The 26,076-nt window shown below is 66.2% G+C and carries 26 protein-coding genes; 10 read left to right on the forward strand and 16 right to left on the reverse strand.

Annotated elements, in window-relative coordinates; translation table 11 throughout:
* Nucleotides 1–201: 201 nt before the first annotated feature.
* The 7 genes from CR919_RS08740 to CR919_RS08770 all read right to left on the reverse strand — a co-directional run bounded on the left by CR919_RS08740 (nt 202) and on the right by CR919_RS08770 (nt 8,108).
* Nucleotides 202–918 (reverse strand): haloacid dehalogenase-like hydrolase, encoded by a 717-nt coding sequence (locus CR919_RS08740; RefSeq protein ID WP_099819691.1) that lies wholly within the window; start codon nt 916–918, stop codon nt 202–204.
* A complete protein-coding gene (trpC, locus tag CR919_RS08745) occupies nt 915–1,709 on the reverse strand; it encodes an indole-3-glycerol phosphate synthase TrpC (protein ID WP_033832398.1) in 795 nt (264 codons plus the stop codon). Before trpC ends, CR919_RS08740 begins: the two co-directional genes overlap by 4 nt.
* A gap of 74 nt (nt 1,710–1,783) precedes the next feature.
* Nucleotides 1,784–2,815: an anthranilate phosphoribosyltransferase gene (trpD, locus tag CR919_RS08750; protein ID WP_025874615.1), complete on the reverse strand. Its 1,032-nt coding sequence runs from the start codon at nt 2,813–2,815 to the stop codon at nt 1,784–1,786.
* A gap of 16 nt (nt 2,816–2,831) precedes the next feature.
* Entirely contained in the window at nt 2,832–3,419 is a 588-nt protein-coding gene (locus tag CR919_RS08755; RefSeq protein ID WP_089237370.1) for an aminodeoxychorismate/anthranilate synthase component II, read from the reverse strand.
* A 2-nt stretch (nt 3,420–3,421) separates the two neighbouring features.
* The gene (locus tag CR919_RS08760; RefSeq protein ID WP_099819692.1) at nt 3,422–4,201 is read right to left on the reverse strand and encodes an SIMPL domain-containing protein; all 780 of its coding nucleotides are present in this window, start codon (nt 4,199–4,201) and stop codon (nt 3,422–3,424) included.
* Between the two features lie 67 nt (nt 4,202–4,268).
* Nucleotides 4,269–5,744: an anthranilate synthase component I gene (gene trpE, locus CR919_RS08765; protein WP_099819693.1), complete on the reverse strand. Its 1,476-nt coding sequence runs from the start codon at nt 5,742–5,744 to the stop codon at nt 4,269–4,271.
* Nucleotides 5,745–5,921: 177 nt separating this feature from the next.
* Nucleotides 5,922–8,108, reverse strand: a complete 2,187-nt coding sequence (locus CR919_RS08770; protein WP_243380014.1) for an XVIPCD domain-containing protein — start codon at nt 8,106–8,108, stop codon at nt 5,922–5,924.
* Between the two features lie 298 nt (nt 8,109–8,406).
* On the opposite strand from CR919_RS08770, the gene CR919_RS08775 reads away from it, so the two are divergent.
* Nucleotides 8,407–9,279, forward strand: coding sequence for an ankyrin repeat domain-containing protein (locus CR919_RS08775; RefSeq protein ID WP_243380018.1), 873 nt, complete (start codon nt 8,407–8,409; stop codon nt 9,277–9,279).
* A gap of 9 nt (nt 9,280–9,288) precedes the next feature.
* On the opposite strand, the gene yegS is transcribed toward CR919_RS08775, so the two are convergent.
* From yegS to CR919_RS08800, 5 genes are all read right to left on the reverse strand, one after another.
* Nucleotides 9,289–10,221, reverse strand: coding sequence for a lipid kinase YegS (yegS, locus tag CR919_RS08780; RefSeq protein WP_099819695.1), 933 nt, complete (start codon nt 10,219–10,221; stop codon nt 9,289–9,291).
* Between the two features lie 74 nt (nt 10,222–10,295).
* Nucleotides 10,296–10,787 carry a hypothetical protein gene (locus CR919_RS08785; protein WP_099819696.1) on the reverse strand — a complete coding sequence of 164 codons (492 nt, stop codon included), beginning with the start codon at nt 10,785–10,787 and terminating at the stop codon, nt 10,296–10,298.
* Nucleotides 10,788–11,054: 267 nt separating this feature from the next.
* Nucleotides 11,055–11,537 (reverse strand): GNAT family N-acetyltransferase, encoded by a 483-nt coding sequence (locus CR919_RS08790; RefSeq protein ID WP_099819950.1) that lies wholly within the window; start codon nt 11,535–11,537, stop codon nt 11,055–11,057.
* 12 nt (nt 11,538–11,549) lie between these two features.
* Nucleotides 11,550–12,227 (reverse strand): ribulose-phosphate 3-epimerase, encoded by a 678-nt coding sequence (gene rpe, locus CR919_RS08795; protein WP_099819697.1) that lies wholly within the window; start codon nt 12,225–12,227, stop codon nt 11,550–11,552.
* A 57-nt stretch (nt 12,228–12,284) separates the two neighbouring features.
* Nucleotides 12,285–12,614, reverse strand: a complete 330-nt coding sequence (locus tag CR919_RS08800; protein ID WP_005411327.1) for a DnaJ domain-containing protein — start codon at nt 12,612–12,614, stop codon at nt 12,285–12,287.
* 141 nt (nt 12,615–12,755) lie between these two features.
* Here CR919_RS08800 and CR919_RS08805 point away from each other — a divergent pair, with 141 nt between their 5' ends.
* The 8 genes from CR919_RS08805 to CR919_RS08840 all read left to right on the forward strand — a co-directional run bounded on the left by CR919_RS08805 (nt 12,756) and on the right by CR919_RS08840 (nt 20,589).
* A complete protein-coding gene (locus CR919_RS08805) occupies nt 12,756–13,682 on the forward strand; it encodes a phosphoribosylaminoimidazolesuccinocarboxamide synthase (protein WP_162291998.1) in 927 nt (308 codons plus the stop codon).
* Between the two features lie 184 nt (nt 13,683–13,866).
* The gene (locus tag CR919_RS08810; RefSeq protein WP_099819699.1) at nt 13,867–14,352 is read left to right on the forward strand and encodes an Mpo1-like protein; all 486 of its coding nucleotides are present in this window, start codon (nt 13,867–13,869) and stop codon (nt 14,350–14,352) included.
* Nucleotides 14,353–14,684: 332 nt separating this feature from the next.
* Nucleotides 14,685–17,513, forward strand: coding sequence for a monovalent cation/H+ antiporter subunit A (locus CR919_RS08815; protein WP_099819700.1), 2,829 nt, complete (start codon nt 14,685–14,687; stop codon nt 17,511–17,513).
* The gene (locus CR919_RS08820; RefSeq protein WP_025874601.1) at nt 17,513–17,890 is read left to right on the forward strand and encodes a Na+/H+ antiporter subunit C; all 378 of its coding nucleotides are present in this window, start codon (nt 17,513–17,515) and stop codon (nt 17,888–17,890) included. The genes CR919_RS08815 and CR919_RS08820 overlap by 1 nt, the downstream gene beginning before the upstream one ends.
* Nucleotides 17,887–19,422 (forward strand): monovalent cation/H+ antiporter subunit D, encoded by a 1,536-nt coding sequence (locus CR919_RS08825; RefSeq protein ID WP_099819701.1) that lies wholly within the window; start codon nt 17,887–17,889, stop codon nt 19,420–19,422. The genes CR919_RS08820 and CR919_RS08825 overlap by 4 nt, the downstream gene beginning before the upstream one ends.
* Complete coding sequence (locus CR919_RS08830; RefSeq protein WP_099819702.1) at nt 19,419–19,925, forward strand: Na+/H+ antiporter subunit E; 507 nt, start codon at nt 19,419–19,421, stop codon at nt 19,923–19,925. Before CR919_RS08825 ends, CR919_RS08830 begins: the two co-directional genes overlap by 4 nt.
* Nucleotides 19,922–20,206: a K+/H+ antiporter subunit F gene (locus CR919_RS08835; RefSeq protein WP_025874598.1), complete on the forward strand. Its 285-nt coding sequence runs from the start codon at nt 19,922–19,924 to the stop codon at nt 20,204–20,206. The genes CR919_RS08830 and CR919_RS08835 overlap by 4 nt, the downstream gene beginning before the upstream one ends.
* Nucleotides 20,203–20,589, forward strand: coding sequence for a Na+/H+ antiporter subunit G (locus tag CR919_RS08840; RefSeq protein WP_099819703.1), 387 nt, complete (start codon nt 20,203–20,205; stop codon nt 20,587–20,589). The genes CR919_RS08835 and CR919_RS08840 overlap by 4 nt, the downstream gene beginning before the upstream one ends.
* A 108-nt stretch (nt 20,590–20,697) precedes the next feature.
* Here the strand turns inward: CR919_RS08840 and CR919_RS08845 are convergent, their stop codons facing one another.
* Together CR919_RS08845 and CR919_RS08850 are read right to left on the reverse strand one after the other, a co-directional pair.
* Nucleotides 20,698–21,657 (reverse strand): sodium:calcium antiporter, encoded by a 960-nt coding sequence (locus CR919_RS08845; RefSeq protein WP_099819704.1) that lies wholly within the window; start codon nt 21,655–21,657, stop codon nt 20,698–20,700.
* A 73-nt stretch (nt 21,658–21,730) separates the two neighbouring features.
* Nucleotides 21,731–22,375, reverse strand: coding sequence for a hypothetical protein (locus CR919_RS08850; protein WP_099819705.1), 645 nt, complete (start codon nt 22,373–22,375; stop codon nt 21,731–21,733).
* Nucleotides 22,376–22,499: 124 nt separating this feature from the next.
* Between CR919_RS08850 and CR919_RS08855 the strand changes: the two genes are divergently transcribed.
* Nucleotides 22,500–23,036 carry a hypothetical protein gene (locus CR919_RS08855; RefSeq protein ID WP_099819706.1) on the forward strand — a complete coding sequence of 179 codons (537 nt, stop codon included), beginning with the start codon at nt 22,500–22,502 and terminating at the stop codon, nt 23,034–23,036.
* A gap of 487 nt (nt 23,037–23,523) precedes the next feature.
* Here the strand turns inward: CR919_RS08855 and hmgA are convergent, their stop codons facing one another.
* Nucleotides 23,524–24,822 (reverse strand): homogentisate 1,2-dioxygenase, encoded by a 1,299-nt coding sequence (gene hmgA, locus CR919_RS08860; protein WP_099819707.1) that lies wholly within the window; start codon nt 24,820–24,822, stop codon nt 23,524–23,526.
* 77 nt (nt 24,823–24,899) lie between these two features.
* The gene (gene hppD, locus CR919_RS08865) at nt 24,900–26,012 is read right to left on the reverse strand and encodes a 4-hydroxyphenylpyruvate dioxygenase (protein ID WP_170919610.1); all 1,113 of its coding nucleotides are present in this window, start codon (nt 26,010–26,012) and stop codon (nt 24,900–24,902) included.
* Nucleotides 26,013–26,076 lie beyond the last annotated feature (64 nt).

Below are 26,076 nucleotides of genomic sequence, written 5' to 3' on the forward strand. Positions count from 1 at the left end.
CGACGTTAAGGTGCGGGATGGGGATCGCTCGGCTCGTCTGTCGGCTGCTACCCGCAGATATCATGTTGACGGTCCCTCCACCCTGGCTCCTACATACCTCGTAGGAGACGGGAGGAACATACAAGCCATGCTCGGCTGATAGCGCACGGATACCGCAACGAAGAGCAGCCGAGCATGGCTCGGCTCTACAACAGGCTCGGGTCAGGCCTTGTCACCACCGCGGTCCACGCAACCCCAGTTGAGGATGCGGGTGCCGGCCGGCAGCACGCGGCGGAAGAATTCCACCTTGGCCGGCTTCGGGTTGACCACCACCGGCGCTTTCGCCGCAAGCAGCAGCGGCAGGTCGGCAGTGCTGTCGGAGTACGCGATATCGATGTCGCCGTAGCCGCGCTCGCGCAGCATGCGCATCTTCTCTTCGTTGTGGCAGTGCCGGGTCGGCCCTACCCCGCCCAGCCGCGGCCCCACTTCGGTGCCGATCACCGGCACGTCCTGGTGGGCGACGAAGGCCAGGATCGCGCGGGCAAGTTCCGGCGGTGCGCCGGTGGCCACCACCACGCGATCGCCCTTGGCACGGTGCGCGGCAAATACCTCCAGCGCCTGTGGCAGCAGCTTGGCGCGCATCTGCGCTTCATTGCGCAGCACGTAGGCGTCAATCACCTTGTTGAACTCGCGCGCGCGGTGCAGGCCGAAGCTGCCGATCCAGACGTAGACCGAGATACCGGCACGGCGGGTCGGCAGCATCGCCACCATCGGCCCGGCAATCGGGGTGACCAGCAGCGCCGCCAGCATCCGCAGCGGGTTGCGCTTGATCAGCGAGGCGAACAGGTGGGTACCCGAATCGCCGTCATACAGGGTGTGGTCGAAGTCGAAGACCACCAGCGGCGCATCCTCGCGCGGCGTTGGATAGTACGTTTTCATGCTGCGAAGAATAGCTGACGCAGACCCTCGCCCGGCTCTTCCACGCGCATGAAGGCCTCGCCGACCAGGAACGAGTGGATGCCGGCATCGCGCATCAGCGCCACATCCTGCGGGCCGAGAATGCCACTCTCGGTGACCAGCAGGCGGTCACGCGGCACGGCCAGGCGCATGTCCAGCGTGGTCTGCAGCGACACCTCGAAGGTGCGCAGGTTGCGGTTGTTGATGCCGATCATCGGCGCTGGAACCTGCAGCGCTCGCTCCAGCTCGTCGATGTCGTGCACTTCCACCAGCACGTCCATGCCCAGCGACATCGCCAGTTCGGACAGCGTGGCCAGCTGCGTGTCGTCCAGCGCGGCGACGATCAGCAGGATGCAGTCGGCGCCGAGCACGCGCGCCTCAACGACCTGGTAGGCGTCGATCACGAAGTCCTTGCGCAGCACCGGCAGCGTGCAGGCTTCGCGCGCCTGTTGCAGGTAGGCGTCGGCCCCCTGGAAGAAATCGACATCGGTCAGCACCGACAGGCAGCTGGCGCCGCCGAACTCATAGCTGACCGCAATGTCGGCCGGGCGGAAGTCGGGGCGGATCACGCCCTTGGACGGGCTGGCCTTCTTCACTTCGGCAATCACCGCCGGATCGCCATTGGCCACTGCGGCCTGCAGCGCGCGCACGAAGCCGCGCACCGGTGGCGCATCGGCCAGCGCGGCCTGCAGCTCCTCAAGCGGGCGCTGGGCGCGGCGCTGGGCTACTTCTTCGGCCTTGCGGGCCAGGATCGTCTGCAGGATATCGCTCATCGTCGTCGGGTCGGTGCTGGGGCGGTGAGGACGACCATTATCGGCCATCGGGTGGGTCAGGCTGAACCGCGCGCTCAGGCAACCAGCGCGCGGGTGGTGTCGACATACTGCTGCAGGCGGGCACGGGCGCTGCCATCGGCGATGACCGCGCGGGCGCGGGCCAGGCCGTCGCCGATATCGCTGGCCACGCCGGCCACGTACAACGCCGCGCCCGCATTCAGGGCGACGATGTCCAGCGCCGGTCCCGGCTCGTTGTCGAGCACCGCACGCAGCATGGCGATGGACTGTTCCGGGCCATCCACGCGCAGGTTGCGGCTGGCCGACATGGCGATGCCGAAGTCTTCCGGGTGGATCTCGTACTCGCGCACCTTGCCGTCGCGCAGCTCACCCACCAGGGTGCCCGCGCCCAGCGAGATCTCATCCATGTTGTCGCGGCCCCAGACCACCATCGCACGCTCGGTGCCCAGCTCGCGCAGCACGCGCGCCTGGATGCCCACCAGATCGGGATGGAACACGCCCATCAACACCGACGGTGCGCTGGCCGGGTTGGTCAGCGGACCGAGGATGTTGAAGATGGTGCGCACCCCCATCTCGCGACGCACCGGCGCCACCACCTTCATCGACGGGTGGTGGATCGGCGCGAACATGAAGCCGATGCCGGTCTGCTCGATGGCCGCGGCCACCTGCGCAGGCTGCAGCTCGATCGCCGCGCCCAGTGCTTCGACCGCATCGGCACTGCCGGATTTGGACGACACGCTGCGGTTGCCGTGCTTGGCCACGCGCGCGCCGGCGGCGGCGGCAACGAACATCGCGCAGGTGGAGATGTTGAAGGTATGCGAGCCATCGCCACCGGTGCCGACAATGTCGACCAGGTGGGTGGTATCGGCGACCGGTACGGCCAGCGCGAATTCGCGCATCACCGTCGCCGCGGCGGCGATCTCGTCGATGGTTTCCTTCTTCACGCGCAGGCCGGTGAGGATGGCGGCGGTCATCATCGGCGAGACGTCGCCGCGCATGATCTGCCGCATCAGGTCAACCATTTCGTCGAAGAAGATCTCGCGATGTTCGATGGTGCGTTGCAGGGCTTCCTGGGGGGAGAAGCTCATCGGAATACTCCTTGGATCAGGCAGCCGGGCGCTGCAGGAAATTGCGCAGCAGCGCGTGACCATGCTCGGTGAGGATCGATTCGGGGTGGAACTGCACGCCCTCGACCGGGAACTGGCGGTGGCGCAGGCCCATGATCTCTTCGATCGAGCCATCCTCGTTCTCGGTCCACGCGGTCACTTCCAGCGCGTCGGGCAGGCTGTTCTTGTCCACCACCAGCGAGTGGTAGCGGGTGGCCTGGTAACCGTCCGGCAGGCCCGCGAACACACCCTTGCCTTGATGGCGGATCGGCGAGGTCTTGCCGTGCATGATGTTGCCGGCGCGGATGACCGTACCGCCGTAGACCTGGCCGATGCCCTGGTGACCCAAGCACACGCCGAGGATCGGCGTGGTCGGGCCCAGGCGCTGGATCAGCTCCAGCGACACGCCCGCTTCGTTGGGCGTGCACGGGCCGGGCGAGATGACGATGCGCTCGGGTTTCTGCGCGGCGATCTCGTCCACGCTCATCGCATCGTTGCGCACCACCTTCACCTCGGCGCCCAGCGTCTGCAGGTACTGCACGAGGTTGTAGGTGAAGCTGTCGTAGTTGTCGATCATCCACAACATGGTCAGGTTCCGTCGCTTATCAGGAAAATGGCGTACACGTTTTCGGTGTAGGTGATGGGGCCGGCTTCGATGGATTCGGGCAGGCGCGAGCCCGTGGTCTCAATGCTGTTCATCGGCGCCTCGGGCGAGGGCGGCGAAGGCGGCGTCACCAGATCGCCGCTGCTGGGCCAGCTGCCTGCTTGGATTCCGTAGGCGAAGTTCGGAGCCACATCGGAAATGCTGTACAGACCGCGCAGCTGGGTGCCGTAGGCCTTGGCCAGGCCCTGCGCGGACTCGCGGGTCTTGGCTGCGGCCTCGCCCTTGAGTTCACGGCGCAGCGCCACCTCGCCCGAGTACGTCGGGGCCAGGCTGCTGACCTGTACGTTCTCGTTGGCCTTCAGCGCCCCCAGCACATCCTGCATCGCCTTCACGTTGGCAAAGCTGGCGCGCAGCTGGCGTGACACGCGGGTACCGATGAAGACCTGCCGGCTCTGCTCATAGCGTGTGGCGGGGCCGATGCGCAGGTTGTCCGCGCGCACGCTACCCTCCACCGCTTTGTGCTGCTTGAACAGCGCCAGTACGCGGGCGACGTTGTCCTGCACGCGGCGACGTGCGGCATCGGCATCCATGTCGGTCTCTTCGATGTTCAACTGCAGGCCGAACCGGTCCGGCATCACCAGCCGGCGCGCCTCGCCCTTCACCAGCAGGTGTGGCTGCGAGGGAATGGTGTTGGCCTGTGCCCACGCAGAGGGGGCCATCGTGGCCAGCAGCGACGACCACAGCAGAACGCTCAGCAGCTTCATGCGGTACTCCTTGTCTTGAATGGAAACAGCGAAGGGTGCTGCGGCGCAGGCCACAGCACAGGGAAACTCACAGGCCCTTGGCGGCCTGGGCGACGGCGCGGAACAGCGCGCGGCCCTTGTTCATCGTCTCGTCCCATTCCTTGTCCGGGTCGGAGTCGTAGACGATGCCGGCGCCGGCCTGCACATACAGGCGGCCGTCCTTGATCACCGCAGTGCGGATCGCGATCGCGGTATCGGCATCGCCGTGCCAGCCGATGTAGCCGATGCTGCCGGCGTAGACATTGCGCTTGATCGGTTCCAGCTCGCGGATCACTTCCAGCGCGCGGATCTTCGGCGCGCCGCTGACCGTACCGGCCGGGAAGGTGGCGCGCAGCACGTCGGCGTAGCTCAGGCCCGGCTGCAGCTGCCCGGTCACTTCGCTGACGATGTGCATGACGTGGCTGTAGCGTTCGATCACGAACTGCTCGCCCACTTCGACGGTGCCGGCCTTGGACACGCGGCCGGCGTCATTGCGGCCGAGGTCGATCAGCATCAGGTGCTCGGCGCGTTCCTTCGGGTCGGCCAGCAGCTCGACCTCCAGCGCCTGGTCCAGCTCCGGCGTGGCGCCGCGCGGACGGGTACCGGCGATCGGGCGCACGGTCACTTCACCGTCCTGCAGGCGCACCAGGATTTCCGGCGAGGAGCCGACCACCTGCAGGTCGCCAACATCCAGGAAATACATGTACGGCGACGGGTTCAGTGCACGCAGCGCGCGATACACATCCACCGGGCGCGCCTTGAACGGCACGCTCAGGCGCTGGCTGAGCACCACCTGGAAGATGTCGCCGGCACGGATGTATTCCTTGCTGCGCTGGACCGCGTCGACGAAGCCTTCGCGGGTGAAACCGGAAACGAAATCGGACTCGTCCAGCACGTCGCTGGTCAGCGGTGCCGGATAGCCTGCACCCGGCGCACGCAGTTTGGCGGTCAGTGCATCCAGGCGGGCCTGGGCCTGCTCGAAGGCGCCTTCGACACGCGGATCGGCATGCACGATCAGGTACAGGCGGCCCTTCAGGTTGTCGAATACCGCCAGCTCATCGGAGTGCAGCAGCAGGATGTCCGGGGTACCAAGTTCGTCACGGCCGGCCGGCGAGGCCAGGCGCGGCTCGATGTAGCCGATGCATTCGAAGCCGAACCAGCCGACCAGGCCACCGGTGAAGCCCGGCAGGCCTTCCAGCTTCGGCACCGAGTGGGCGCTGCGCAGCGCCTCGACCTCGGCAAACGGGTCGGCGACCTCGCGGGTTTCCAGCACCTGGCCGTCCTCACGCACAGTCAGGGTGTGGCCGTGGAAGGCGTACACGCGACGTGCCGGCAGGCCGATGATCGAGTAACGACCAAAGCGCTCGCCGCCTTCGACGGATTCAAACAGGTAGGTATTGGGGCCGTCGGCGAGCTTCAGATAGACCGAAAGCGGCGTGTCCAGGTCGGACAGCACTTCGCGGACAACGGGAATATGGGTGTGGCCTTCAGCGGCCTGCTGCTGAAACTGAGCGTGCGAGATCAAGACGACTTTCCTTCCGGGACACAGCGTTATGGGGACGGACGACGGCAACAGGCCACCATCGCCACCAACGGCGTGCGGAAGAAAGGGTATGCGGGGTCGTCAGGCTGGACACCCAATGACTGTATCGCAGCTTTGGCCGCAGGGAAACCCTTTGGCGACGGGCGGTTTGTCTTCGCCCTAGCCCATCCGCCGCGCCTGTTCCTGGCTCTCCTGCACCTGCTGCTGGGCCAGCGACACCCCCTGCGCCTGCTCGCGACTGGCGTTGATCGCATCAATCTGGGCGGTGCTCGCGCTGAGCGGCTGGGCCATGCCCGCCGCCACCTCGACGTGGGCATGGCGGCGGTGCGCGGCGTTCAGGTCGGGCGTATCCACCGCGAAGGCGCGGCGGTGATCGTCGCTGAGCACCACGTGGGAAATGGACTCCAGCCCCTCGCGCTTGGCCTGCACGGCCAGTGCACCGGCGAGCTGGTCGCTCTGCACGTTCGGCACGCGGTTGTGGGCGGCATCCAGGGCGTGCACGCCGGTCTGTGCGCCATTGAACAACCGGTAGTCGGTGTGACCAGGGTCGTTGATGCCGGGCGCGCGCGCAGTGGGTTCTGCCGCCACGCCGGCGCGACGACCATCCTCCGGATGCTGTATCCGCTGGTGCTGCTCGACCAGCTTGCGGGCGGCGGCTTCCTGCTTGATCAGTTCCGAATCCAGGCTGGGGATGACGGTCGGATCCATGCCATGGCGGGCAGTCGCCTCGCTGAAGGCCGGCATCATGCCGCGGATGACACGTTCGGACTTGTCGAGGTTGTGCAGCCTCATTGCGTCCAACGGCAGGTTGCCGGTCGGCACGTGGGTCGCTGCGGCAGCCCCGATGCCCACCGCAGCACCACCCAGCGTGGACAGGGTAATCGGCGCCTTGGCGGTGATGCCCTTCAGCTGGGACGCCACCAGGTCATAGCCACGATCGACATGGGCGCCGGCGGTGGCGAACCCGTTCTGCAGCTTGCCGGCCACCCATTGGCCGTCGTGGCTGATGGCAGCGGCCACGCGTTCACCCGCCGCACGCGTGCTTGCGGCGTCGGCAACGGCCTGTTTCGTCGCGTGCTGCGCATGGTGCTCGCCGTGGTCACGGACAGCTTCGGCCTGCTTGGCAAGCCGGCCGGCGACGTTGTCCGCGCCCACCCGGTCAGCCACCCACGACAGTGCGGACAGGCCATGGGAGCGGGTTTGCGATTCGACGCGGTGCAGCGTGGCTTCGATGCTGCCGGTCAGTTCGCGCCCCGAAGCGATCACCGTACTGGTCGCCCGGGTGCTCACCTGCAGGCTGGTGGACCCCATGTTCACCACCTGGCCGATGACCATGCCTTCGGTCTTCAGTACGCGCTCGACACCATCGCCCACCTTGTCCAGCGCATGGGCAGTGACGGCGCCGGCCCGTTCGACCTGCTCGCCGGCCAGGCGACCGCTGCGCATGCCGTACGCCGTGGCATGCAGCACGGTGGACAGCGGGCCCGCCAGTTCCGCCACCTGGCTGGGCGGCGCCACGTGCGGGCGATCGACGAGTGCCCCGTGCGCGTCGCGGGTCTTGGGCTCAAGCAACAGCTCGAGGCGCCCTGCCGCGAGCGGAATATCGCGCAGCGCCTGCTGGCCCGGCTGGCTCGCCAGTTGTTCGATGAACTGTGCAGCGGAGGTCTGCGCACCCGGGGGCAGCATCTCGCGCAGCTTTTCACCGACGACCTTCTGCATGGCCGGATCCTTCAGCACCATGCCCAGTTCGTTGGCAAGCACACCGTAGCCACGACGCTGATGCTCGCTCAGGCGGTGCATGCCGTTCTGCACATCGTTCAGCACCTCACCGGTGGTCTGGTAGGTGTGCACGGACTGCTGCGTGTCGAAGGTCGGCAGGCCGTTGTCCTTGGCATAACGCGCCGGGGTTGCCGGATGCAGGCCGGCGGCGTTGAACGTGGTGGCACGTGCGCCGGTGACTGCGGACGCGGCGGAAGCCATGCCGCCGCCGAGGGAGTGGCCGGCGATTTCGAAGCCGCCGGGCAGACGACGGTTCATGGCTACGGCAAGTTCCATCGCGCGATCGTAATAATCGCTGCGCATGCCGATGCCCTGCTGACCGTTGTTGAGGAAATCCTCGCCGCCGGATTCACGTTTTCCATTGGGCGCCAGCGGGTCAAGAATTTCACCCGTGGACCCCTTGTAGACCACGACAGGTTTCGCATCCTCACCGAAGACGCGCTTGTCGGGGATATAGATCTCGGCGCGGAATCCGGACTTCCTCGGCTGCAGCATTTCCTTGAGTTCAGCGTCCGAGATGTTGATGCCAGCTTCGCGCAGCGCGTCGGGATCACTACTTGCGCGCACCCATCCTACCGGGGGCTTTCCCTCGTGCTTCGCTGACTTATACACGTCAGCAGCCAGTCCTGACATTTCACGCGCATGGTACGTTTCCTGGAGGCGCTCAGCTTCCTTTTCGTTCCCACTGTCGCGCAATTGCTGCACGAGAATATTCTGCTCATTGACTGCGCGGGCACGCGCCTCGCTCTCCGAACCATTCATGGCAAACTCCATTGCACCTTGAAGTGCCGCTTGTTTCGCGGCACCTATGGATTACCAGAACCTTTTGCTAGTGTCACGTCATCAGCAAATAGACAGGAAAAAAATGACCGTCATTTTTCACAATATGACGACAAAATTCCTCACAAGTGTGGCATGGATCACGCTTCTGCTTGTGGCAGGGTGCTCTGGAACGTCTGCACACGGTGCCGATGGCTATTTCGAGGGAGCGGCATTACGGCTGGCCATTGCTGCTGAAAGCGGCGACGCCGATGCCATACGTCACCTCGTAAAGGACGAGGGCGTCAACCCGGACAAGGCGTTTTCAACGCGGGACGGAATTCCGCTGATCGCATGGCCGCTGCGGGCCCGCAACATCGAGGGACTCAAAGTGCTGCTCGACGTTGGGGCAGACCCCAATGCGCGTGAGTCAAAGCAGATGAATGGAGAACTGATCAGGTTCGACAACGCGATGGTCTACGCGGCCAAGATGGACGATCCTCGGTTCCTGGAACTGCTGCTGAAGCACGGAGGAGATCCCAACACACGAAACGTCAACAATGAAACGCTTCTCTTCCAAGCCTTCATCAGCGGGAACCAGTGGAAGAATGTCCAGACCCTGGTCAAGAACGGCGCAGACGTGAATGGATCCAACCGCAGAAGCCTGGGAGACGACACCGTCCTGAGCTGGTACACAGGAAGAGGCGCATTCGACTACGCATACTGGTTGCTGGAGCACGGTGCAGATCCCACCATTCCCGAGCACGTATCGGAAAGTTCGGGAAGATCTGCTCGGCAATTGATGGTTGAGGACATCTACTGGGAGATCACCACGCCGGACAACCTGCCGTGGCAGAAGAAATGCCAGCAGTGGCTGATCGAACGCAACATCCCCCGCCCGCCAATGCCCGAACACATCCGCAGGAAGCGCGAGGCATTCAAATTCCCGAGCAAGGAAGAAGACATTCCGCTGCTGTAACCTGCGTTCTTAGCCCCGCGACAGCAGCACGCAATCCTCCGGCAGGTGCATCCGCACCCTGCCCGCCACGCATTCGATGCGGAAGCTGCGTGCCTGCACCGGTTCGCCGTCCAGGTTCAAGGTCAGCGGCTGCGGTGCGTCGATCTGCAGCCAAGCCAGCTGCGCGCGTGTAGCGACACGTTCCAGCGCCGCTTCCTTGCCACCGGTCAGCATCTGTCCAAGGGTGGCGGCGACTTCGCCGTCCAGCTCCGGCACCACGGTGACGTCCAGCAGGCCGTCATCGATCAGTGCCTGCGGGCACAGCTGCTGACCACCACCGGCCTGACGGCCGTTGCCGATACCCAGCGCGATGAACCCACCTTCCCACTGGAAATCCGGCCCGCTCAGGCGCGCGGTGATCGGTTCGATGCGCCCGAGCTTGGCGATGCCGGTGATGACATACGCCAGACCGCCGAGCATCTTCTTCAAGCCCGCATCGGTTTCCACCGTGACCTGGGTACCGAAGCCGCCGCTGGCGAGGTTGGCGCACCACCATGGCTTGCCGTCGGCATCGACACGCAGCAGATCCATCGGACGCGGCGTACTGCCGGCAATCAGTGCGAAGGCCTCCTGCGGCTGCACCGGAATGCCGGCAGCGGTTGCGAAATCGTTGGCGGTGCCCATCGGCACCAACGCCAGTGAAGGCAGCGCCCCGGCCGGCTCGTCACGATGCGCCAGCGTCTCGGCCACCGCGCTCAGCGTGCCGTCGCCACCGGCCGCCACGATCACGTCCACGCCGTGGTCGATGGCCTCGGCCACGTAGCGCTCGGCGTCACCGTCTTCCCAGGTCACCCGCACTTCCAGCTGCACGCCACGGTCGCGCCAGTGGCCCACGGCCTCGCGCAGGTCGTCGTTGCCTGCGGACTTGCCGTTGAGGATCAGGCGCCAGCGCGGTGTGCTCATGCGGTGCTTCCAGGGAAAGGTGGCACAGGCTAGCAACCGCGCGTTCGGGGCCAGTGAAAGGCGGTGGCAACCGTTCAGCCAAGCGCAATGACTGCGACCCTCAGGGGATGTTCTTGCGTATACAGCGGCTCGTCGGTGACGGTGTCGGTGTCGAATTCGTCAGACGCATCACTTCCCTCGAAACACATGAATCGAGGGTTGTTCCAGTCATCAAGCACGATGGGCTGCACAACGCTGCGGATATCCGTTGTCTCGACGTGGTGGCAGCCAAATGGCAGCTTACCGTGCACGGATGACACCAGGCTCAGGCGCAGCTGGCGCACGTTCATGTCATGCCAGCAGTAGAACGTCATTGCGTGGCCTGCGACCTGCGCGGACCGGTGCGCGGCAACCCTGTGAATGAAGGCAACCACCTGCTCGACATCCAGGGTCACCTCCGCCGGCGGAGAGAATGCGCAGAGATTACCGTGCGCCTCAGCATTGATGTATTCCAGATCCATCACCAGCGCATCTTCTGCTGCAAACTGAAACCACGATTCAAGCAGGTCAGCGACATCGCTCTTCATCAGCCCATTCTAGTGCGCCTGCGCCACTCCCGGCAGGGTCGTTGACGACATCATGTCATCCGGTTGTCACCGAACACCCGGAGAATGGAAGGCCATAGCAGGGACGACGGATGGAGGCAGGATCAGCCTCCCACGCATGCAGCAAGGCCACGCCAGTGTTTGGCGTGGCTTTTTTTTGCCTGCCAGGCGCATCCACGCATGGCGTGGATCTACTGTGCCCACGCACCGTCTTCAGTAGATCCACGCCATGCGTGGATGCATTCCGCCTCAACCGTTGGCGAAATCGTGCAGCGCCTCACCTTCCAGCCGGTACACCGTCCACTCGTCCTGCGGCTTGGCGCCGGCTGCGGTGTAGAACTCGATGGCCGGCGTGTTCCAGTCCAGCACCGACCACTCGAAGCGGCCGCACCCTTCAGCCACCGCCTGCCGGGCGATGTACTTCAGCAGCGCCTTGCCCGCACCGGAACCACGCTTTTCCAGGCTCACGTACAGGTCTTCGAGGTAGATGCCCTTGCGGCCCAGCCAGGTGGAATAGTTGTAGAAGTACACCGCGTAGCCGATGGCTTCGCCGTTCGCCTCGCAGATCAGCGCGCGGGCGGTGGCGTCGGCGCCGAACAGGCTGTCAGCGATGCCGATTTCATCGGTCTGCACCGAATGCTCGGCCTTCTCGTAGATCGCCAGTTCGCGGATGAAGCGCAGGATCAGGCCAGCGTCGGCGACGGTGGCCGGGCGGATGTTCAACACGGCCACCGTGCTCATGGCTCAGCCCCGTGCCGCAGCGACGTTGGCGCGCATCTGCGCGATCACGTCCTGGTAGCTGGTCTTGGCGTTGAAGATGGCCGAGCCGGCGACAAAGGTATCGGCACCAGCGGCAGCGATCTCACCGATGTTGTCGGCCTTCACGCCACCGTCGATCTCCAGGCGGATGTCACGGCCGCTGGCATCGATCTTCTTGCGCACCACGCGCAGCTTGTCCAATGCCGACGAGATGAACGCCTGGCCGCCAAAGCCCGGGTTGACCGACATCAGCAGCACCAGGTCGAGGTCGTCCAGCACCCAGTCGAGGATATCCACCGGGGTGGCCGGGTTCAGCACGATGCCCGGCTTGCAGCCCAGCGAGCGGATCAGCTGGATGGTGCGGTGCACGTGGCGGCTGGCCTCCGGGTGGAAGCTGATGTAGGTGGCGCCGGCCTCGGCGAAGTCCGGGATGATGCGGTCCACCGGCTCGACCATCAGGTGCACGTCGATCGGCGCGGTGACGCCGTGCTTGCGCAGCGCCTGGCATACCATCGGGCCGATGGTCAGGTTCGGCACGTAGTGGTTGTCCATCACGTCGAAATGGACCCAATCGGCGCCAGCGGCCAGGACGTTGTCGACTTCTTCGCCCAAGCGGGCGAAGTTGGCCGAGAGGATGGAAGGAGCGATGAGGCAGTTGGACATGGCCGGGGCCTTCGGAACGGGGAAAGGGGTCTCCCGCCCGCAGGCGGGACTGTGGGGTCAGCGCTTGCGCAGGGTCTTGATGCGGTCGTAGGCGGCGTTGATGCGCCGCGACTTCTGCTCGGCCTGCTGCTGCAGCTCGGGGGCGGCGCCGCCCAGCTTGTCGGGGTGGTACTGGGAGATCAGCTTGCGGTAGGCGCGCTCGACCTCGGCATCGGTGGCCTCGGAGGTCAGCCCCAGCTCGCGGTAGGGGTTCTCTTTGTTCAGGCGGAACCAGTCCGAGTCGAAAGCGTGGCCGATCAACAGGCCGACCACCGCGCCGAACAGCGGATTGGGCCGGAACAGCAGGGCCCCGGCGATGAAACCGAGCAGTTTTCCGTACCAGCGCATGGCGCTCCGGGGTCGGCCGACGAAATGGACGCTCATTTTACGTCACAGCGGGCCCGGACCGCTTTACACTAGGCCGCCCGCTGGTCAGCGGGCCCGCCGGGTCCGTTGGGCAGCCGTATCGACGAAGCCCCAGGAGTGCCCGTGCCAACCACGCTGTTGCAATCCGATCTCCCCGGCCTGCCCTTGCGCCACCGCGGCAAGGTGCGTGATGTGTTCGATATCCCGCGCGAGCGGCTGCCGGCCGGTACCCCGCCGGGGGACTACCTGTTGATGGTCGCCACCGATCGCCTGTCGGCGTTCGACGTGGTCCTGCCCGACCCGATTCCGGGCAAGGGCGAGATGCTCTGCCAGGTGTCCAACTTCTGGTTCGCCAAGACCGCGCACCTGATGCCCAACCACTTGACCGGCATCGATGTGGCCAGCGTGCTGCCCGAAGGCGTGGACGCGGCCCTGTACGCCAAGCGCGCGGTGGTCACCCGCAAGCTGAAGCCGGTGCCGGTGGAAGCGATCGCCCGCGGCTACCTGATCGGCAGCGGCTGGAAGGACTACCAGCGCACCGGCAAGGTCAGCGGCATCGACCTGCCCGACGGCCTGCGCCAGGCCGAGCAGCTGCCAGAACCGATCTTCACCCCCTCGACCAAGGCCGCCGTGGGTGACCATGACGAGAACATCGACTTCGACGCGATGGTGAAGACGGTCGGTGCGGAGATGGCCGAGCGCGTGCGCGACGCCACGCTGCGCATCTACAAGTTCGCGGCCGATTACGCGCGCGAGCGCGGCATCATCCTGGCCGACACCAAGTTCGAGTTCGGTACCGACGCCGATGGTCGCCTGTACATCATGGACGAGATGCTGACGCCGGATTCCTCGCGCTACTGGCCGGCCGACGAGTACGAAGTGGGCACCAGCCCGCCGAGCTACGACAAGCAGTTCGTGCGTGACTACCTGGAGACGCTGGACTGGGGCAAGACCGCCCCGGGCCCGAGCATCCCGGCCGAGATCATCGAGCGCACCCGCGCCAAGTACGCCGAGGCGCTGCAGCGCCTGGCCGGAATCAGCGTCGACTGATTCCCCTGCGCCCCCGGCCGGCCTGGCTGGGGGCGGTTTCCTGCGCCCCCCGGCAGCCAGGCATGGCCTGGCTCTACTGTCGGTTTCCCGGGGTAGTGCCGGCCGCTGGCCGGCAACCTCGGCGAACCTGCAGCCAGGCATGGCCTGGCTCTACTGGCGGCCCCGGCCGGGGTATGCTGGCCGCATGCAGACCACCACCCAGCTTGCGCGTCCGATCGACCGCTATTTCGCCAGCTACTCCGACGACCACCGCAATGTGGTCAACCAGCGCATCCACCTGGTGGCGGTGCCGGCGATCCTGTGGTCGGTGGTGGCCCTGCTGTGGTGCGTGCCGCCGCTGATCACCTGGTTCCAGTACGGCATCTGGTCGGCGTTCGCGATGTTCAGCGCCTGGTGCTTCTACAACAAACTGTCGCGCCCGCTGGGCATCGGCATGCTCATCCAGTTCTTCGTGTTCGGCTGCCTGTGCCGGCTGCTGGAAGCGGAAATCGGCTTGCACAACCTGCGCTCGCTGGCCATCGGCGTCTTCGTCGTCGCCTGGATCGCGCAGTTCATCGGCCACAAGTTCGAAGGCCGCAAGCCCAGCTTCCTGACCGACCTGACCTACCTGCTGATCGGCCCGGCCTGGGTGATGGCCAAGGCCTATCGCAAGCTCGACTGGCGCTACTGACCAGCGTCGCCGCATCGACGCGTTCGTTTCCTGAACGGGCAGATGCCATCACCCACGCTGCACGGCGCGCCTGCCAGCCTGCCGCGGTGACCTCCCCACCTTGCCCCGCCCAGCGGCGGCGGTCCCTGTGCGACAGGGGCTGCGGTCTCCCTGCGTGGGCGTAGGGTGGACCTGCCAACCGGGTCCTGACGGGGCATCCGCGCCGCATGCTGCATCGCAGAAAAAATGAATCAGCGCACGTTACATGCAATTGATCGCTGTTCAATGGGTTTCGGCGACATTTGGCGGCCTGTTATGCTCCCTGACCTGCTCGTGAATCATGGATTCCCTGCATGCTCCCCAGCCTGCCCCTGCTGCTGGCCCTGCCGTTCCTCATGGCAGTGGCTGTCGCAGCCTTCCCCCGTAGTTCGCGCTCGACTGCTGCCTGGCTGGCGGCGCTGGCGCCGTTGGGCGGGCTGGCGATCCTCGCCTGGCTGACCCCATCGGTGCTCGATGGCCAGGTGGTGCGGACGATGGTGCCGTGGCTGCCGCAGATCGGCCTGGACTTCACCCTGCGCCTGGATGGCCTGGCCTGGATGTTCGCCGGGCTGGTGCTGGGCATCGGTGCGCTGGTGGTGCTGTATGCGCGCTACTACCTGAGCCCGCAGGACAGCGCGCACCGCTTCTACACCTACCTGTTGCTGTTCATGGGCGCCATGCTGGGCATGGTGCTGTCGGGCAACCTGTTGCTGCTGATGATCTTCTGGGAAATGACCAGCATCAGCTCGTTCCTGCTGATCGGTTTCTGGTCGCATCGCCAGGACGCCCGCGAGGGCGCACGGATGGCGCTGGTGATCACCGGCGGCGGCGGCCTGGCCCTGCTGGCCGGCGTGCTGCTGATCGGCCGCATCGTCGGCAGCTTCGACCTGGACGTGGTGCTGGCCGCCGGCGAGCAGATCCGCGCCAGTGCGCTGTACCCCTATGCGTTGTTCCTGGTGCTGGCGGGCATCTTCACCAAGAGCGCGCAGTTCCCGTTCCACTTCTGGCTGCCGCACGCGATGGCCGCGCCCACCCCGGTGTCGGCCTACCTGCACTCGGCCACCATGGTGAAGGCCGGCGTGTTCCTGCTGGCGCGCCTGCATCCGGCGTTGGCCGGCAGCGATCTGTTCTTCTACACGGTCAGCGGCATTGGTGCGATCACCCTGCTGATCGGCGCCTGGAACGCGATCTTCCAGCATGACCTGAAGGGCCTGCTGGCCTATTCGACGATCTCGCACCTGGGCCTGATCACCCTGCTGTTCGGCCTGTCCACGCCGATGGCGGTGGTCGCCGGCGTGTTCCACATCCTCAACCACGCCACCTTCAAGGCCTCGCTGTTCATGGCCGCCGGCATCATCGACCACGAGACCGGCACCCGTGACATGCGCAAGCTCGGTGGCCTGCGCAAGCTGATGCCGTTCACCAGCGCGCTGGCGATCATCGCCTCGCTGGCGATGGCCGGCATCCCGCTGCTCAATGGCTTCCTGTCCAAGGAAATGCTGTTCGCCGAAGCGCTCTCGGCCGGTGGCACCGACACCATGCGCACGGCGGTGTCGATCGCCGCGCTGCTGGCCGGTGTGTTCGGCGTGGCCTACAGCCTGCGCTTCGTGCACGACACCTTCTTCGGCAAGGGCCCGCATGGCCTGGACCGCGTGCCGCACGAGCCGCCGCGCTGGATGAAGGTGCCGGTGGAGATCCTGGTGGTGATCTGCGTGGCGGTGGGTATCGCCCCGGCACTGACGGTGGCGCCAATACTGCACGCAGCAGCCGCCTCGATCCTCGGCAGCGCGATGCCCGAGTACAACCTGTCGATCTGGCATGGCTTCAACCTGCCGCTGGCGATGAGCGCCGCGGGCGTGGTCGGTGGCGTGGCCCTCTACTTCGGCCTGCGCAAGCTGATCGATCTGCACGCGGTAACCAACACCACGCCGGGACGCAACGTCTTCCACCACCAGCTGGACCTGCTGTCGGCCGGTGCGCAGCGGCTGACCGCCGGCATCGCCAACGGCAGCCTGCAGCGCATGCTGCTGGGCCTGGTGCTGGTGGCGATCGTGGTCGCCGCTGCGCCCTACATCGCCAACCCGGCCTCGCCGGAATGGACCAAACCGCAGCCCATCCCGCTGCTGGGCTGGGCACTGTGGCTGGTGATGATGTCCTGCGCGGTGGCGACGCTGCGCATGTACAAGCAGCGCCTGCTGGCGGTGCTGCTGGTCGGCGGTGTCGGCCTGATGGTGGCGCTGACCTTCGTGTTCCTGTCCGCACCGGACCTGGCACTGACCCAGCTGCTGGTGGAGATGGTGACCTTGGTGCTGATGCTGCTGGGCATGAACTACCTGCCCGCACAGTCAGGCCCGGAGCGGCCGCGCTGGCGCAAGCGCCGTGATGCGCTGATCGCAATCGTGGCCGGTGCCGGCCTCGGCGCGCTGGCCTACAGCGCGATGACCCTGCCGCCGAACACCATGGCCGGCGAACTGCTTGCCCGCGCCCTGCCCGAGGCGTACGGCCAGAACGTGGTCAACGTGATCCTGGTCGACTTCCGCGGCTTCGATACCTTCGGCGAGATCACCGTGTTCGGTATTGCCGCACTGGTCGTGCATGCGCTGCTGCGGCGTACGCGGATGGCGCCGGAGCAGATCATGCCCGGCCCGCCGATCAAGCTGCCGGTGCCGGCCGATCTGGCCCAGATCATGTTCCCGCTGACCCTGACGGTGTCGATCTTCCTGTTCCTGCGCGGCCACAATGCGCCGGGCGGTGGCTTCATCGCCGGCCTGGTGCTGGCGGTGCCGCTGCTGATCCAGTACGTCATCCAGGGCACCGCATCGGTGGAATCGCGCTTCGGCTTCGACTACATCCGCTGCATCGGTACCGGCCTGCTGATCGCCATCCTCAGCGGCGCCGCCTCGATGCTGTTCGGTGTGCCGTTCCTGACCAGTGGTCACCTGGACCTGCACCTGCCGTTGATCGGTGATGTACCGCTGGCCAGCGCGATTGGTTTTGATATCGGCGTGTACCTGGTGGTGTTCGGTGGCGCGATGCTGATGCTGTCGATGATGGCCACCGTGAAACCCTCGCGGACGCGCACCGCGCGCAAGGGCGAGATCGACCTGCAACGCCGCTCGGCACGAACGGGGGAGATGCACTGATGGAACTGGCCCTGGCCTCTGCGATCGGCGTGCTGACCGCCATCGGCATCTACCTGCTGCTGCGCGCGCGCAGCTTCGATGTGATCCTCGGCATGACCTTCCTGTCCTACGCCACCAACCTGCTGATCTTCGCCGGTGGCCGCGTGGTGCAGGGCAAGGCGCCGGTGCTGCAGGAAGGCGTGGAAAGCCACCTCGGCAACTACACCGATCCGCTGCCGCAGGCGCTGGTACTGACTGCAATCGTGATCGCGTTTGCGATGACCGCCGTCAGTATCGTGCTGGCCATGCGCAGCCGCAGCGACAACCACAGTGACCATGTGGACGCGCACGAGCCGGACGACGATGCACCGCCGCGCCGGGGCGAGGACCGCGCATGAATCATCTGGTGATCCTGCCGATCCTGGTTCCGCTGCTCGGTGCTGCGCTGTCGCTGTTCGTTGAACACCGGCGCTATGGGCCGAAGGTACAGCGTGCCGTGGCGTGGACATCGCTGGCCGCACTGGCGGTGGTGGTCGGCCTGCTGTTCGCCGACACAGCAGGCGGCGACATCCGCGTCTACCTGCTGGGCGACTGGCCGTCGCGGCTGGGCATCGCGCTGGTCGCCGACCAGTTGTCCGCCTGGATGCTGCTGACCACCCTGCTGCTGGCCATTCCCTGCCTGCTGCACGCGTGTTCGGGCTGGGATCGGCGCGCACCGCACTTCCATGCGCTGTTCCAGTTCCAGCTGGTGGGCCTCAACGGCGCCTTCCTGACCGGCGACATCTTCAACCTGTTCGTGTTCTTCGAGGTGATGCTGATCGCCTCCTACGGCCTGCTGCTCAGTGGCGGCCGTGGCCTGCGCATGCGCATCGGCCTGCACTACGTGGTGTTCAACGTCACCGCCTCGACCCTGTTCCTGATCGCGCTGGGCCTGCTGTACGCCTCGCTGGGGTCGTTGAACATGGCCGAGCTGTCGCAGCGCATTGCCGAGGTGCCGCCGGCGCAGCTGACCCTGGTGAAGGCGACGATGGGGCTGTTGCTGCTGGTGTTCTGCGCCAAGGCCGCACTGATGCCGCTGTACCTGTGGCTGCCCGAATCGTATGCGCGTGCACCGGCGGCGGTGGCGGCGCTGTTTGCGATCATGACCAAGGTGGGCCTGTATGCCGTGCTGCGCATCCAGATGCTGTGGTTCGGCGAGGATGCGGGAGCGATGGCCGGCTACGGCCGTGACTGGCTGCTGTGGGCCGGTGTAGCGACGCTGGTGCTGGGTGGCCTGGGCGCATTGGCCGCAGCGCGCCTGCGCGTGTTGATTTCGTATCTGGTGATCGTTTCGGCGGCGACGCTGTTCATCGCGTTCTCTGTTGGCACGCCGAAGGTGCTGTCGGCCGGCCTGTATTACCTGCCGCACAGCAGCTTCGTCGCCGCCGCACTGTTCCTGGTCGCCGACCTGATCCGACGCCGCCGTGGCGGCGCCAGCGACCGCAAGGAAGTGATCGCGCCGATGCCCGGCAAGGAGACGCCCGCCGTGCTGTTCCTGATTGCGGCGGTGTCGGTGGCCGGCCTGCCGCCGCTGTCCGGCTTCCTGGCCAAGGCCGCACTGTTGGCCGGCATGCCCGCGCAGTACACCGGCGCGGTGTGGACGGCGGTGCTGGTCAGCAGCCTGCTGGTCATCATGGGCCTGACCCGCGGCGGCATCCGCCTGTTCTGGCGCGTGCCGCTGCCCGATCCCGATGCACCGCCACCGCGCAAGGCACCGCTGCGTCGCGTAGAGCTGTTTGCCGCCTGCATCCTGCTGGCGTACGGCATCGGCATGACGCTGTTCGCTGCGCCGCTGATGCAGCACACCGACGCCATCGCCACCCAGCTGCTGCAGCCGGGCGATTACGTGCAGCAGTTGCGCGCGACCACGCCGGAGATCCGCCAGCCATGACCGCCAAGCGTTCCCCGATCCGCCGCCTGCTGCCCTCGCCTGCGCTGAGCGTGATGGTGGTGGTGTTCTGGCTGCTGATGTCCGACAGCTTCACGCTCGGCCAGTTCCTGCTGGGCCTGCTGCTGGGCGTGGTGATTCCGCTGTTCGCTGCGCGCCTGGACCGCGAGTTCGCCCGCATCGGCACCCTGCGGCCGCTGCCGAAGCTGGTGTTCGTGACCCTGTGGGACATCCTGATGTCCAATATCCGCGTGGCCCTGCAGGTGCTGGGCCCGGAAAAGAACATCCACCCCGGTTTCATCTGGCTGCCGCTGGACATCGCCAACATCCACGGCATTGCCGCGCTGACCAGCATGATCACCCTGACCCCCGGCACGGTGTCGGCCGCACTCAGCGACGACCGCAAGTTCCTGCTGGTGCACGTGCTGCACCTGGAAGACCCGCAGGACCTGATCGACACGATCAAGCGCCGTTATGAAGCCCCATTGATGGAGATCTTCCCATGACTGGATTCCAGATCATCCAGACCACCCTGGTGGTATGCATGCACGTGGTCGGCCTGGCCATGCTGCTGGCCACCTGGCGCCTGCTGCGCGGGCCGACCGTGCCCGACCGCATCCTGGCACTGGATACGCTGTCAGTGACCGCCATCGCCGAGCTGATGCTGTTCGGCATGTACCTCAATTCGGCGATCTACTTCGAGGCGGCGTTGATCATCGCCATGCTCGGCTTCGGCAGCACCGTGGTGCTGAGCAAGTTCGTGCTGCGCCGGGACATCGTCGAATGATCACCTTCATCCAGATCGCGCTGTCGATCCTGCTGCTGTTCGGCTGCTTCTTCATCCTGGTCGGCGCGCTGGGGCTGGTGAAGCTGTCCACCTTCTTCAAGCGCCTGCACGCACCGACCAAGGCCAGCACGCTGGGCGTGGGCTGCGTGCTGGTGTGCTCGGTGTGTTACCACATCTTCCTGGGCCAGGACCCGCAGCCGCGCGAGCTGCTGATCACCGTGTTCCTGTTCATCACCGCACCGATCAGCGCGCACCTGATGGCCAAGGCGGCGTTGTCGCTGCTGATGGAAACGCGCCCCAGCCTGCCGGGCAACGAGCGTGCGGAAGAAGAACAGCTGCCGCCGCCGGAACCGGAGCGGGAAGAGGAAACCACCACGCGTTGACGGTGGGTGCCGACCGTTGGTCGGCACGCCCCCGGATAACCGCCAGTAGAGCCAGGCCATGCGTGGCTGCGAGTTCGCCGAGGTTATTGGCCAGCGGCCGGCACTACCTCAGACCGGTGTGACCAGCGCGATTTCCAGCCCCAGCCAGGCCACGAACGCGCCCAGCAGCACCGCACCTTCGATGCGGCTGATGCGCAGGTCGCCGCGCAGCATCGGGTACAGCACCAATGCGAAGGCCAGCAGCGCCGGCAGTTCCAGGCGCACGAACGAAGCCGGCAGCGCCAGCGGCTGCAGCAGCCCCATCGCACCGATCACCAGCATCAGGTTGACCACGCTGGAACCGAGCACGTGGCCCAGCACCATGTCGCCGTGACCACGGCGCGCCGCCGCGACGGCGGCTGCCACCTCCGGCAACGCGGTGCCGATCGCCACCGGCAACAGACCGACCAGCAGCGGCGTCCAGCCCAGCGCAGCACCGAAATCAGCGGCAGCACCGACCACCAGGCGCGCGCCCCAATACAGCGCCACTGCGGCAATCAGCAGACGCAACACGTTCAACGGCAGGCTGGTGCGACTCAGTGCCGACTCGGCGATGATCGCCTGTACCTCGGCGCTCTCATGGCGCCCGCGGCGCAGCAGCAGGAACTGCACCACCACGAACCCGGCCACCAGCACGCCAGCCTCCCAGCGCAGCAGGCGGCCATCCAGCCCGAACACGATCAGCAGCAGGCCCGCGGCCAGCAGCGCCCACCACAGCACCGTCTGCAGGCGGGCACGCAACAACAGCGGCGCAGCAATGGCAGCCATTGCCAGGGTCAGGCCGAGGTTGACGACGCTGCTGCCGACGGCGTTGCCCAAGGCAAGCTCGGGCTGGCCGACCACCAGCGCGCGGGCGTTGACCGCCAGCTCCGGCAGCGAGGTGGTGATGCCCAGCAACAGCAGGCCGGCGGTGAATGCGCTGGCACCGAAGCGCTGCGCCAGGCCGGAAACGGCTTTGACGATGGAGTCCCCACCCAGGGCCAGCAACAGCAGGCCGAGCAGGAACCAGGCAATGGCAATGGCGATCATCGAGCACTCCCCAGCGGTCGTGGCGCGATTCTACGCTCGGCCCACCCGCTGCGGGTGAGCCGAGGAGGGTGGATCAGCCGCAGCCTTCGGCGTAGTCCACCTGCGGCGTCCTGCCGACCCGCCAGGCACCGACCTTGCCGTCAGCGCCGAGGGCGAAATCGATGATCGCCGCGCCCTCCTGCGCCGGGCGCACGCGCAGGTGCTGGGCCTTGTCGTCGTACTTGTCCGGGCCGACGTCGGCGCGCTCGGGATAGAGCACCTGCAGCTCGCCCAGGGTCATGCCGACGCGGCCGCCACCGGGGGCGACGATGGACGGGCTGCGTACGTCGTAGCGGACCAGCTTGCGCGCCTCGAACATCAGGCGCGGGTCCTCGGCGTCCTGCGGGCGCAGGAAGTAGCAGCCCTCATTGGCATCGTCGGCCGGCAGCGGCTTGCCGGCGGCATCGGTGCCCAGACCCTGCAACGGCGTGCCGAAGCCACTGCGGACCTCGGCGATGCCGGCGCCCAGCGTGGCGCCGCCGAAGCCATCCAGGCGTGCCGGGCTGTCGCGGCGCGGGTCCACCGGCGAAGCGGTGGCCAGATCGGCGTCGGCGGGGACGGAGGCATCCTTCGCCGGTGCGGTGGCGGCGGCAGGTGCGTCCGCCGCGGCAGTTTCGGGACTACGGTTGCAGGCGGCCAGCGACAACAACAGCAGGCCGGCGATCGGGAGGTGCTTCATCGGTGCGGATCCTTGGCACAGGGTGGGTGCACGCTACCCCAGCGCGCGTGCAGGCGCTGCATTGTCATCGCGGTTTCATCGCCCTCATTCAGGCTGGGCAAGCACCGACTTGGCTGTCCTCCCCATGCAACCGCGCAAGACCGACCTCGCCCGAACCGCGCTGCAGGCCCACCGCGCGCCGCTGGACATGCGCCAGCGACGGCTGCTGATCCTGTGCGATGGCCAGCGCAGCATCGCCGAGCTGACCACGCTGCTGGGGCAGGACGCGGCAGCGATGGTGATCCAGCTGATCCAGGCCGGCTACCTGGTGACCGCTGCGGACACCGCCGCCTCCACGCAACTCGCGCCGGTGGTGGCTGCTGCCCCGCAGGCGCCGTCAGTCGCCGCAGCTTCCGCCGCGCCCGTCGAGCGACGCCGCTCGCTGGTCGCCGCGCGCATCTATGTGCTGGGAATCCTGGAGATGCAGCGGCATCCCAATGCAGCGGCGCTGTTCCGCGACCTGCAGCAGGCGCGTGCCGAAGGCGAGGTCCTGCGGGTGATGCAATCAGCGCTGCAGGTGTTGCCGGCGCTGACCTCGGAAGGCTACTGCCAACGCGTGCGGCAGCGGCTGATGGAGGCATTGCCGGTGGAGCATTGCGACGCGTTCGCGGCCATCGCCTGATCCGGCGAACAGCATCCACGCATGGCGTGGATCTACTGCATCACGAACCCCGATGGATCCACGCCGCGCGCGGTATCGCGCCACCCGGTAGATCCACGCCATGCGTGGATACGGTATCGCGCCACCCGGTAGATCCACGCCATGCGCGGATGCGGTATCGCGCCACCCGGTAGATCCACGCCATGCGTGGATGCGGTATCGCGCTTCCCAGTAAATCCACGCCATGCGTGGATACGGTATCGCGCTTCCCAGTAGATCCACGCCATGCGTGGATGCGGTATCGCGCTTCCCAGTAGATCCACGCCATGCGTGGACGCGGTATCGCGCCACCCGGTAGATCCACGCCACGCGTGGATACGGTATCGCGCCACCCGGTAGATCCACGCCATGCGTGGATGCGGAATCGCGCCACCCGGGAGATCCACGCCATGCGTGGATGCGGTATCGCGCTTCCCAGTAGATCCACGCCATGCGTGGATACGGACGATCAACGGAAATTGTTGCGCAGGCCGTTCCAGCACTGCTGGTAATCGCCCTGCCGGTGACCGGCGGCCAGCGCCTGCGCGGTCGGGCGGATCACCCCACGGGTCTCGAACATGAAGGCCATCGTGTCCTTGATCACGTCCGGCTTGGACAGGTCTGCACTGGAGGCTTTGTCGAAGGTCGGCGCATCCGGACCGTGGCCACTCATGCAGTTGTGCAACGACGCACCGCCCGGTACGAAGCCTTCGGCCTTGGCGTCGTAGGCACCATGCACCAGGCCCATGAACTCGCTGGCAATGTTGCGGTGGAACCACGGCGGACGGAACGTGTTCTGCGCCACCAGCCAGCGCGGCGGGAAGATGGCGAAATCCATGTTGCTGGTGCCCGCGGTGTCGCTGGGCGAGTGCAGCACCAGGAAGATCGACGGATCCGGGTGGTCATGGCTGATCGAGCCGATAGTGTTGAAGCGGCGCAGGTCGTAGCGGTACGGTGCGTAGTTGCCGTGCCAGGCGACCACGTCCAGCGGCGAATGATCGATCGGGGCACGCCACAGGCGGCCGTCGAACTTGGCAATCAGTTCGAAATCGCCGTCGATGTCTTCAAACGCGGCATGCGGGGTCTCGAAGTCGCGCGGATTGGCCAGGCCGTTGGAGCCGATCGGGCCCAGGTCGGGCAGCTTCAGCAGCGCGCCGTAGTTCTCGCAGATGTAGCCACGGCTCGGACCGTCAGGCAGCTCGACACGGAAGCGCACGCCGCGTGGAATCACCGCGATCTGCTGCGGTTCGATCTCGATCACGCCCAGCTCGGTCAGCAGCCGCAGGCTGCCCAGCTGCGGCACGATCAGCAGCTCGCCGTCGGCGTCGTAGAAGTAGCGGCCGACCATGTCACGGTTGGCCGCGTACAGATGGATACCAACACCGGCATGCGCGTCGGGCGAACCGTTACCGCCCATCGTGTACAGACCTTCGACGAAATCGGTCGGCAGCTCCGGCAGCGGCAGCGGGCTCCAGCGCAGCTGGTTCGGCGAAGCGGGCTGCGCACCGAAATCGCCCTGCAGCTGCGATTGCGCGAACGGAGTGAACTCGCCATGGGTCACCGCTGGGCGGATCCGGTACAACCAGCTGCGGCGGTTGCTGCCGCGCGGTGCGGTGAACGCGGTGCCGGTCAGCTGCTCGGCATACAGGCCATGGGCCACCTTCTGCGGCGAATTCTGGCCGACGGGCAGTGCACCGGGCACGGCCTCGCTGGCGAACTCGTTGCCGAAACCGGACTGGTAGCCGCGGGCGGTGATGGAGGGGGACATGGGGGTTCCTGGAAGCCTTGGGGAAGCCGCCGGGCATGGCCCGGCGCTACCGGTGGGAAGGTGCCGTTGTGGAAACGTTACAGCACGCCGCGACGGATCTGGTCGCGCTCGATGCTCTCGAACAGCGCGGTGAAGTTGCCTTCGCCGAAGCCTTCGTTGCCCTTGCGCTGGATGATCTCGAAGAAGATCGGGCCGATGCAGTTCTGGGTGAAGATCTGCAGCAGCTTGCGCTGGTGGGTTTCCGGGTCGGCGTCGATCAGGATCTTGTTCTTCGCCAGGCGGGCGACGTCCTCACCGTGGTTCGGCACGCGCTGGTCGATCACGTCGAAGTAGGTCTCCGGCGTGTCGAGGAAATCCACGCCCTGCGCGCGCATTGCTTCAACGGTCTCGTAGATGTTCTCGGTGAAGCAGGCGATGTGCTGGATGCCTTCGCCCTTGTACGCGTCCAGGTACTCGTTGATCTGGCTCTTCGGGTCGGACGACTCGTTCAGCGGAATGCGCACGATGCCGTCCGGCGCGGTCATCGCCTTGGACACCAGGCCGGTCTTCAGGCCCTTGATGTCGAAGTAGCGGATCTCGCGGAAGTTGAACAGACGCTCGTAGTAGTCCGACCACTGCTGCATGTTGCCGAAGTACAGGTTGTGGGTCAGGTGGTCGATGAAGGTCAGGCCGAAGCCCTTCGGGCGCAGCTCGGCGCCGGCGATCAGCTCGTAGTCGCCATCAAAGATGCTGCCGGCATCGCCGTAGCGATCCACCAGGTACAGCATGCAGTCGCCGATGCCCTTGATGACCGGGGCGTTGACCGCCTTGCTCTCCGGCTTGAAGGCGATGGCTTCGGCGCCATTGCCCAGCGCGGTCTGGTAGACCTCCGCGCCCGGCTTCTTGAAGCGGATGGCGAAGCCGCAGGCGCACGGGCCGTGCTTCTCGGCGAAATCGGCAGCGAACGAATCGGGGTCTTCATTGACCAGGAAGTTGACGTCGCCCTGGCGATAGACGGTAATCGGACGCTGCTTGTGCTTGAGCACCGCGCTGAAGCCCATCTTGCGGAAGTACTCGTGCAGCTCGGCACCACGGCCGGCCGGTGCGGCGAATTCGACGAACTCGAAGCCGTCGATGCCCATCGGGTTTTCGAAGGTGGTGACCTGCATGCCGGGGTTGGGATGCGAGGCGGACGGGACTGCGGTATTCATGGCGTGGCTCCGAATCGGTGCCGCATCGGCACAAACCAGGTGCGGGCGGGGTTGGACCCGGCGA

This window comes from Stenotrophomonas sp. LMG 10879 (genome assembly GCF_002750935.1).
GTDB lineage: Bacteria > Pseudomonadota > Gammaproteobacteria > Xanthomonadales > Xanthomonadaceae > Stenotrophomonas > Stenotrophomonas lactitubi_B.